10 protein-coding genes and 1 pseudogene are annotated in these 8,368 nt (G+C 63.1%); all 11 read right to left on the bottom strand.

The window, feature by feature from the left end; genetic code table 11:
• Window positions 1-226: pseudogene (locus A2I95_RS23695) on the bottom strand (integrase); the annotation flags it as partial.
• A 1-nt stretch (window position 227) separates the two neighbouring features.
• Window positions 228-461, bottom strand: a complete 234-nt coding sequence (locus A2I95_RS23700; protein WP_291733805.1) for a transposase — start codon at window positions 459-461, stop codon at window positions 228-230.
• Between the two features lie 515 nt (window positions 462-976).
• Window positions 977-2,083 carry an alpha-hydroxy acid oxidase gene (locus tag A2I95_RS23705; protein WP_027256508.1) on the bottom strand — a complete coding sequence of 369 codons (1,107 nt, stop codon included), beginning with the start codon at window positions 2,081-2,083 and terminating at the stop codon, window positions 977-979.
• Window positions 2,083-2,637, bottom strand: coding sequence for a sulfopyruvate decarboxylase subunit beta (gene comE / locus A2I95_RS23710; RefSeq protein ID WP_027256509.1), 555 nt, complete (start codon window positions 2,635-2,637; stop codon window positions 2,083-2,085). Before comE ends, A2I95_RS23705 begins: the two co-directional genes overlap by 1 nt.
• Window positions 2,634-3,140, bottom strand: a complete 507-nt coding sequence (gene comD, locus A2I95_RS23715; protein WP_291733809.1) for a sulfopyruvate decarboxylase subunit alpha — start codon at window positions 3,138-3,140, stop codon at window positions 2,634-2,636. The genes comE and comD overlap by 4 nt, the downstream gene beginning before the upstream one ends.
• 37 nt (window positions 3,141-3,177) lie before the next feature.
• Entirely contained in the window at window positions 3,178-3,588 is a 411-nt protein-coding gene (locus A2I95_RS23720; protein WP_027256511.1) for a universal stress protein, read from the bottom strand.
• Window positions 3,589-3,618: 30 nt separating this feature from the next.
• Window positions 3,619-4,599, bottom strand: coding sequence for an alcohol dehydrogenase catalytic domain-containing protein (locus A2I95_RS23725; RefSeq protein WP_027256512.1), 981 nt, complete (start codon window positions 4,597-4,599; stop codon window positions 3,619-3,621).
• A complete protein-coding gene (locus A2I95_RS23730) occupies window positions 4,596-5,357 on the bottom strand; it encodes an SDR family oxidoreductase (protein ID WP_027256513.1) in 762 nt (253 codons plus the stop codon). The genes A2I95_RS23725 and A2I95_RS23730 overlap by 4 nt, the downstream gene beginning before the upstream one ends.
• Window positions 5,350-6,657, bottom strand: a complete 1,308-nt coding sequence (gene hisD, locus A2I95_RS23735; protein ID WP_291733813.1) for a histidinol dehydrogenase — start codon at window positions 6,655-6,657, stop codon at window positions 5,350-5,352. The genes A2I95_RS23730 and hisD overlap by 8 nt, the downstream gene beginning before the upstream one ends.
• 10 nt (window positions 6,658-6,667) lie before the next feature.
• Entirely contained in the window at window positions 6,668-7,996 is a 1,329-nt protein-coding gene (locus tag A2I95_RS23740; RefSeq protein WP_291733815.1) for a TRAP transporter large permease, read from the bottom strand.
• An 11-nt stretch (window positions 7,997-8,007) separates the two neighbouring features.
• Window positions 8,008-8,368: TRAP transporter small permease (locus A2I95_RS23745; RefSeq protein WP_291733818.1), on the bottom strand; the 361-nt coding region annotated here is incomplete at its 5' end.

Consider the following 8,368-nt stretch of genomic DNA (forward strand, 5'->3'; position numbering starts at 1 on the left):
GCATTACGCGCGCCTTCAGGCCGGGGGCCATGGCGAGGATGCGCCTGACCTCGTTGCGGCTCAGCACAAGCGGCACTTTCACCGGTTCCTTCAGGCGGAAAACCTCGGCTGCCAGATCATGCCGCCGCAGGGTGACCCGGAACAGAAACTTCACCCCGGTCATGGTTTGGTTGCGGGTGCAAATGCTGGTCCCGGTCTCGATCAGATGCTGCTGGAAGTGCTTCACGTCATCCGGTGAAGCTGTCTCCGGAGATCGCCCGAGCCAGGAGGCAAACCGCCTGCTGCCTGCGCAGTGCTGCTATTGATCCTGCCGCTTCGATCTCCAAGCGCCACGTCTTCAATTGCGAGCTCGTCACTCCAAGCTCCTTGGCAACACCACCTTGTGTGGCACCAGGCTTATAGAGCCGACCAACAGCTGCGGCTTTGAATTCATCTGTGAACGTCCGTCTCGTTTGTCCCATTCCATGCTCCTTTCCTGGACAGGGGTAAATTACCCTGGTGTCCGGGAACAGGGACGAAGTTCAAACCCCTATCGCAGAGCGATTTAGTGCTTGCGCGCTTTGCGTCTGCAGCGAAAAGCAGGGAGGGCGGAAAATTAACTATTGCTGCAAACGCGAGCCTTTCAGATCGGATGCCGGAAGCCGACATTCAGGCGTTACCGAAGTCGGGCGTTGCTCTGCGATACAAAAAAGCTGGCTCCAGACCAACCTGCCTCAGCCCGAATACTGCAAAACGCGAAAATTCGGCTGTTGGCGTACGCTCTCACTTGGCCTCTCGTGAAGAGACCAGCACCGTTCCGACGATACCAAAAGGGCAAGAGTTTAAACCTTTGCCTCAGTTTGGCCAACTCATTGGCCAAGTCTTTGTCCGAAAGCAACGCCCTTGCCAACTGGCTTGCAACACAGGAGCCGCACGCCAGTCCCAAGTTGCTAAAGACCGTTATCATAGGCGGGAATTTAGTTGATTTGCGTCAGTACTAACTCTGCAAACTGCCACCGGTTAACAAGGTCAGCCCCGTCTGTGCCATAGCGATGCTCAATTCTTCGCCCAGGGCTTCCCACAGATGTTCCAGCCCTGCTTCGCCGCCCGCCGCGATTGCAAATTGCAGGATCCGCCCGAAGAACGTGAAATCCGCTCCGGCGGACAGCGCCTTGAGGACGTCCTCACCCGACCGCAGACCACTGTCGTAGAACAGGGGGAACTCCGGTCCGAGCGCCGCGCGGATTTTTGCGAGCATATCTATCGGGGCCGGTGCGGCCTCCAACTGGCGGGCGCCGTGGCTGGAGACCTGGATCGCATCAACGCCCGCCGCAACCAGCATGCGGGCATCTTCAACATCCAGAACACCCTTCACCACCAGTTTTCCAGGCCAGGCATCGCGCAGCCGTGCCAGCGTGTCCCAGGTGGCGCGGGCGCGGCTTTCGGTGCGATCGAAGTCGTAGCCTTCCCTCTCAAAATTCGCCATTCCCGGCTTCCCTTTGAGGAGGGTGGCCAGCGACCAGCGCGGGTGCAGGGCAAAGTCGATGAACTGGCGGGGGCCGATGCGGAACGGCATTTTGAAGCCATGGCGCAATTCGCGCGGGCGGCGGCCGACTTCGGGCACGTCCACTGTCAGCACCAGGGTTTGATAACCGGCGGCCCTGGCGCGCTCGGCCAGTTTAAAGGCGCTGCTGCCGTCGCCGCTGAAATAGAGCTGGAACCAGGCGTATCCCTCTGCGGTCTCGATGATCTGCTCCAGCGGGGTGGAGGCCACGGTAGAGACCCCATGCGGCACGCGGTAGCGCGCGGCCAGCCGCGCCAGCATCAAATCGGCGCCGGGAGCCGACAGGTTGCACATGCCCATCGGCGCAATCCCAAAGGGCCGGTCTGCCTCAGCGCCAAAAATCCGGGTGGTCAGAGAGCGCTGGCTGACATCCCGCAGGATGCGGGGCCGCAGGGTAATGGCATCCAGGGCGGCGCGGTTGCGCGCCGCCCCGGCTTCCTGCCCGGCGGCGCCGTCGATATAGTCAAACACCATCCAGGGCAGCCGCCGCCGGGCCAGGCGGCGGGCGTCCTCAGCGGAATGGATGGCGCCTGCGCCCATCAGCCGGCCACAGCCTTCATGAAGCGGTCGCGGATCACCACCGGGTCCATCGTGATCACCGGCATCTTGGCGTTGCCGCTGTCGCATTTGACCACCAGCACCGTGGCCTCGCCGCTGGCCAGCGCCTCCTCCAGCGCAGGGCCGGTGTCCTTGTCCTGCACCTCCACCACCCGGGTGCAGCCGGCGGCGCGGGCCATGGCGGCCAGATCGGTGCGCTGGCTGGTATAGGTCGGCTGATCGCCGGTGGAGCCATAGGAACCGTTGTCGATGATCATCAGGATGTAATTGCCGGGCGCGTTGTTGCCGATGGTGGGCAGGGTGCCGAGGTTGGTCAGGATCGAGCCGTCGCCGTCGATCACGATCACCGGTTTCGGCTGCGCCAGCGCCAGGCCCAGCCCGATGGAGGAGGCCAGCCCCATGGTGCCCAGCATGTAGAAATTGCTGGGCTGGTCATCGATTGCATGCAGCTCCTGTGACGGAATGCCAATGTTGCAGACTACCAGCTGGGTGCGCAGGATGGGTGCGATCTCTTTCAGGATTTCGGAACGGATCATTGGTCGCCATAGCCTCCCCAGAAGTTGGCGTCGGTCAGGATGGCAACGGGCTTGTTGCACATGAAGGTGTATTTCAGGATGTTGTCCAGCTCCTCGACGTCCTTCTGCCAGTGGAAGTGGTAGGTGGGGATGTTGAGCTGCGCCAAGAGCGCCTTGGTATGCACTGCCATTTCCACCTGGCAGGCCACCGGCTCGCGCAGCTCACCGCGGTAGGAGATCAGCATCGGCAGCGGCATCCGGTAGTACTGGATCAGCGTCGCCAGCGTGTTGATGGTGACCCCGATGGCGGTGTTCTGCATGATGATGGCCGGGCGCTTGCCGCCCATCCAGGCGCCGACGCACAGCCCCATGCCCTCATCCTCCTTGTTGGAGGGGATATGGAAGATGTCGTCGCGCTGGTCGATCTCCTCGATCACGCCGGCCAGCTGCTTGCAGGGCACGGTCGTGACGAAGGAGACGCCGTTGGCTGCCAGATCGTCAGCGATCCTCTTGTCGATATTCATAGTCGGTTGCCTTTGCTTCGGAAGTCTTGTTTCGGGGTCAGGAGGTGCGGCAGACATGCACCGCGCAGGGCGCGTGGCGGACCACGCGGGCGGCTGTCGAGCCGAGGAAAAAGTCGCTGAGGCCCGGTTTGTGGGAGCCCACGACGATGCAGTCCATGCCGTGCTGTTCGGCGTATTCGACGATGGCGCGGTAGGACCGGCCCTTGACGATCTCTGCCGTGACATTGCCGTGGCCTGCGGTTTTACTGGCCAGTGCCTGGCGGGCTTTTTCGAAGCCTTCGCGCACGGTGTCTTCGTCCAGGTAAGCGGTGACCGAACTGTGCGGCGGCTCATAGACATGCAGCGCGGTGATCTGCCCGCCGGGGCTGCACAGGGTGGCGGCGGCCTTCAGCGTTGTTCCGGACACCCCGTGATCCAGGGCCATGGGAACCAGGATATTGTCATACATGGTTGATCTCCGTTTGTTTGGGGCGCGGGTTCAGGCCCAGGGGTCGAGGATGATCTTGGGCGCGGCCACCGCGCCGCTGCGCAGGTCGCGGAAGGCAGCGGCGCCGTCTGACAGCGGCCGCTGCTCAGGCCAGTCCAGCGGGCCTAGGCGGCCGTCAAAGATCGCTTGCGCGGTGTCGCGGAAGTCCTGCGCGGTATAGGTGTAGGTGCCGATAAAGGTGATTTCCTGCAGCGTCATGCGACGGATATCCAAACCTCCGGTGTCCTCGCCCAAGCCGACATGGGCAATCACTCCGCCGGGCGCGGCGGCTGCTGAGGCGGCAGCGCGGGTGGCGGCATAGCCCACCGCGTCCACCACCAGCGGCACCGTGCCCTGAAACTCGGAAACTGCCTGCTGGCCGCAACGGTCCGCCAGGAAGGCCCGGCGCGCTGCGTTGGGTTCCTGGATGGCGACGTCCGCCACCCCCATTGCCCGCAGCGCCAGGATTGCCGCCAGTCCGATGGCGCCGCCGCCGATCACCAGCGCGCGGCGTTCCATCTCAGGATGCAGCGCCTCCAGCGCCAGACGGACGGCGTGCCAGCTGACCGCCAGCGGCTCTGCCAGTGCGGCCTTCTCCAGCGGCACCTCGTCCGGCACGGTGACAAGGTTGCTGTCCGGCATTGCCACAAACTGGGCAAAGGCCCCTTCGCGCGGCGGCATTGAGATTATCTGGCGGCTGGCGCAGAGGTTCTCGCGCCCCGATGCGCACGCGGTGCAGGTGCCGCAAGTCACCAGCGGGTTTATTGCCACCCGGCGGCCTGCCTGCAGGCCGTCCTCGATCACACCCGCTGCCTCGTGCCCCAGGATCAGGGGTGCGGGCCTGCGGTTGTCGTGGCCGAGATAGGCATGCATGTCGGACCCGCAGATGCCAGAGGCTTGGATGCGGATCAGATGTTCGCCTGACCGGCCCGCCGCCATCGGCACGTCGCGGAACGACAGCGTCTCAACCCCTTCATAAACCAAGGCTTTCATTTCGCAGTGAACCCTCCGTCAACCATCAGGATCTGTCCTGTCACATAAGAAGATGCCTCTGAGCAGAGGAACAGCAGCGGCCCGTCGAGATCCTCCAGCCTGCCATTGCGGCCAATGCAGGTCTGCGCCGCATTGCGAGTCGCACGTGGTTCATCGCCGAAAACCGCCTGTGTCAGCTCAGTCGGGAAGAACCCCGGTCCGATCGCATTGGCGGTGATGCCATGGGGCGACCAGGCTTCCGCCATCGCACGGGTCAGCTGGCCGATGCCGCCTTTGCTGGCGCCATAGGCAATGCCGCCGGGAAACGCCCGCGCCGTCTGCAGCGAGGCGAAGTTGACGATCCTACCCCAGCCCCGCGCCTTCATCGCCGGCACCAAGGCCTGGCTGAGGAAGAAGGGCGCCGAAAGATTCAGCGCCAGAGTCTGATCCCAGCCCTCTGCCGTCACTTCATCTGCGGGTTGACGCGTGTTGACACCGGCCGCGTGGATCAGGATGTCCGGCGCCCCGAAGGGGGCCGTGACAGTGTCCCGCAGCGCCTTCAGCGCGCTGCGGTCCGCCACATCCGCCACCGCATAAGCCGCGCTTGGCCCGATCTCAGCACAGATGCTTTCCAAAGCCTCCGACCGGCGGGCCACCGCCACCACCTGCGCTCCGGCTGCCGCAAGAACCACCGTCGCCCGCCGCCCCAGTCCGGAACTGGCGCCGGTGATGCAGGCAGTGCGGCCTGCCAGGTCAAACAGGGCTCGCGGGTCAGCCATTTGCGGTCAGGTCAAATGTTTCGTTTGGGAAATACTTGGCCAGCCGCACATCAGCGGCGCGGGCGTGGCCCTCCATCCCCTCCAGCCGGGCAATCCGCGCCGTGGCCTCGGCCACTGGTTTGGAACCCTCGCGGGTGGCGCGCTGCCAGGTGACGATCTTCATGTATTTGTGGACCGACAGCCCGCCAGTGTAGCTGGCCGCGCGCGAGGTCGGCAGCACGTGGTTGGTACCCGCCGCCTTGTCGCCGTAGGAGACGGTGGTCTCCTCGCCCAGGAACAGCGAGCCGTAGCAGGTGAGCCGCTGCAGCCACCAGTCCAGATCCTCTGTCTGTACGGTCAGATGCTCGGGCGCGTACTCGTCGGAACAGGCCGCCATATCCTCGCGGTCCGCACAGAGGATCACCTCGGCATAGTCGCGCCACGCGGCGGTGGCGTTTTCGCAATTCACTTCCGGCAGATCGTCGATGTAGCCCGGCACCAGCCGCATCACTTCTTCGGCCAGCTTGCGGTCATCTGTGACCAGCCAGACCGGGGAGTTGTAGCCATGCTCGGCCTGGCTGACGAGATCGGTGGCGACGATATGGGCGTCGGCGGTGCTGTCGGCCAGGATCAGGCTGTCGGTGGGGCCTGCAATCATGTCGATGCCGACGCGACCGAACAGGATGCGCTTGGCCTCAGCCACGAATTGGTTGCCGGGGCCAACCAGGATGTTGGCTTTGGGCAGACCAAAGAGGCCGAATGTCATCGCCGCAACCCCCTGCACCCCGCCCATCGCCATGATTTTGTCCGCACCGCAGATATGGGCGGCATAGACGATGGCAGGGGCAACGCCGACGCCGGGGCGTGGCGGTGAACAGGCGGTAATGTGCTTGCAGCCGGCCACTTTGGCGGTGGTCACTGTCATAATGGCGCTGGCGATATGGCTGTAGCGCCCGCCCGGCACATAGCAGCCCGCCGCGTCCACCGGAATGACCTTCTGCCCGGTGACGAAGCCGGGGGAGATTTCAGTTTCCACATCCTGCATCGTGCCTTTCTGCAGCTCGGCAAAGCGGCGCACATTGTCGTGGGAGAAGCGGATATCGGCCTTCAGTTTTTCCGGCACCAAGGCGCAAGCCGCCTCAATTTCCTCGTCCGTCAGAAGCACATTGCCCACGTAGCGGTCGAACTTGGCGGCATACTCCAGCGCCTTGGCGTCGCCACCTGCCTCGATGTCGTTCAGGATGCCCTGGACAATCTTGTGGGTCTCGGACGCATCCGACTTGGGGGTCAGGGCGGCTTTCTTCAGGTATTCACGGGTCATTTCGGGGGTCCTACTTGTAGATATCAGGAAGCAGCGTGGTCGAAAGTGCCGGGAGGTAGGCAATCAGCAGCGCTACGATCAGCATGGTCAGAACAAAGGGCACGGCGCGGGCGGCGATCTTGAGGATGGACTCGCCTGTGATGCCGGAGACAACAAAGAGGTTGAGGCCCAGCGGCGGGGTGATGAACCCCACTCCCAGCGCGGTGATCATCGTGATGCAGAACTGGATTTCGTTCATGCCGATGTTGTCGGCCAGCGGCTTCAGGATCGGCGCCAGGATCACGATGTTGGGCGTTGTCTCCATCACGCAGCCGGCGGCGATCAGGATGCAGATCATCAGGAGGATCAGCAGCGACGGATCATCGGTCAGCCCGGTTACCGCGGTCACAAAACCCTGCGGCACGCCCATGACCGCCAGTGCCTCTGCAAGCGGGGCGGAGAAGGCGATGATCGGTAGGATTACCCCGTTCACCTTGGCAGAGCTGACCAGCATGGCCGGAAAATCCGACAGTTTCAGAGTGCCCAGAATGAAGCCCATCAGGATGGTGACGACAACTGCGGTGGCGCCGGCCTCGGTCGGCGTCAGGCGGCCGGAGAAGATGCCATAAAAGATGATCCCCGGCACGATAAAGGCATACCAGCCGGATTTCAGCGAATGGCCCAGGTTGCCCAGCCATTCGCCAAACCCCATGTTGCCGCCGGTTTCATAGGTATAGAGCCGGTTCATGATGATATTGGTGACGAGAATCGACACCAGGATCGCAAGGCCCGGGATCAGCGCCGCCAGGAACAAGGTGGAGGCTGAAATGCCCAGCACCAGGCCGATGATGATATAGGCGATTGAGGGCGGGATCAGGATGCCGGTGCAGGCCCCTGCCGCCACCAGCGCGCAGGCATAGGGGCGCGGGTAGCCGCTTTCGACCAGCCGGTTGATGGTCATCCGGCCGACTGCCGCAGCACCCGCGGCATCAGAACCGGAGATCGCCGCGAACATGCCGCAGACCAGCACCGTGGCAGAGCCGAAGCCGCCGCGCGTCCAGCATGTCAGCGTCTCTGCGACATCAAGAAATTTCTTGCTGAGCCCGGTGCGGACCAGCACGTCGCCTGTCAGGATGAACAGCGGCACCGCTGTCAGCGCAAAGGCGTCGATGCCGGTGAACAGGCTCTCGCCGATGGCACTGAGCGGCAGGTCGCCCGACATCACCAGCATGGTGATTGCCGCAGCACCGATGGCGGCCCAGACCGGCACAGCCAGCGCGATCAGCCCTACGAACATGATCACCGGAAGGTAGAAGTCCCAGCCCAGCTCGACTGTTTGATTGAGTGAATTCCACAGCATGCCTCAGCCCCTCAATCAAACAGCTTGTCGCCTTCGAAGACGGGAGTACCGTCACGAAGGGAGCGGAAATCGCGTACAAAGGATTGCCCGAGACGATAGATCATCAGTGCAAACCCCAATGGGACGGCGGCCAGAAACCAGACTTTGGATATGCGCAGCCCATCCGTTACCGATCCGAATTTGGCCGAAACCAGAACAGTTTCGAATGACCAGAAGAGGGCGACCAGAGCGACGGCGAACATCACCAGATCGCCAAAAATATAAGCCAGCGCCTTGGGCCTGGGCCCGAGGTAGTGGAGCATGACATCAATGCGGATGTGGGCACGTTCCTTGACCGCTGCGGCGGCCCCGATCCAGGCCAGATAAATAAAG

It is taken from the genome of Leisingera sp. F5, from assembly GCF_001593695.1.

Bases quoted from the DNA above. Each gene is read 5' to 3' on its own strand.
- A2I95_RS23705 (WP_027256508.1), bottom strand. From the start codon at position 2,083: ATGGGCGCAGGCGCCATCCATTCCGCTGAGGACGCCCGCCGCCTGGCC.
- A2I95_RS23740 (WP_291733815.1), bottom strand. From the start codon at position 7,996: ATGCTGTGGAATTCACTCAATCAAACAGTCGAGCTGGGCTGGGACTTC.
- hisD (WP_291733813.1), bottom strand. From the start codon at position 6,657: ATGACCCGTGAATACCTGAAGAAAGCCGCCCTGACCCCCAAGTCGGAT.
- A2I95_RS23725 (WP_027256512.1), bottom strand. From the start codon at position 4,599: ATGAAAGCCTTGGTTTATGAAGGGGTTGAGACGCTGTCGTTCCGCGAC.
- A2I95_RS23730 (WP_027256513.1), bottom strand. From the start codon at position 5,357: ATGGCTGACCCGCGAGCCCTGTTTGACCTGGCAGGCCGCACTGCCTGC.
- A2I95_RS23700 (WP_291733805.1), bottom strand. From the start codon at position 461: ATGGGACAAACGAGACGGACGTTCACAGATGAATTCAAAGCCGCAGCT.
- comD (WP_291733809.1), bottom strand. From the start codon at position 3,140: ATGAATATCGACAAGAGGATCGCTGACGATCTGGCAGCCAACGGCGTC.
- A2I95_RS23720 (WP_027256511.1), bottom strand. From the start codon at position 3,588: ATGTATGACAATATCCTGGTTCCCATGGCCCTGGATCACGGGGTGTCC.
- comE (WP_027256509.1), bottom strand. From the start codon at position 2,637: ATGATCCGTTCCGAAATCCTGAAAGAGATCGCACCCATCCTGCGCACC.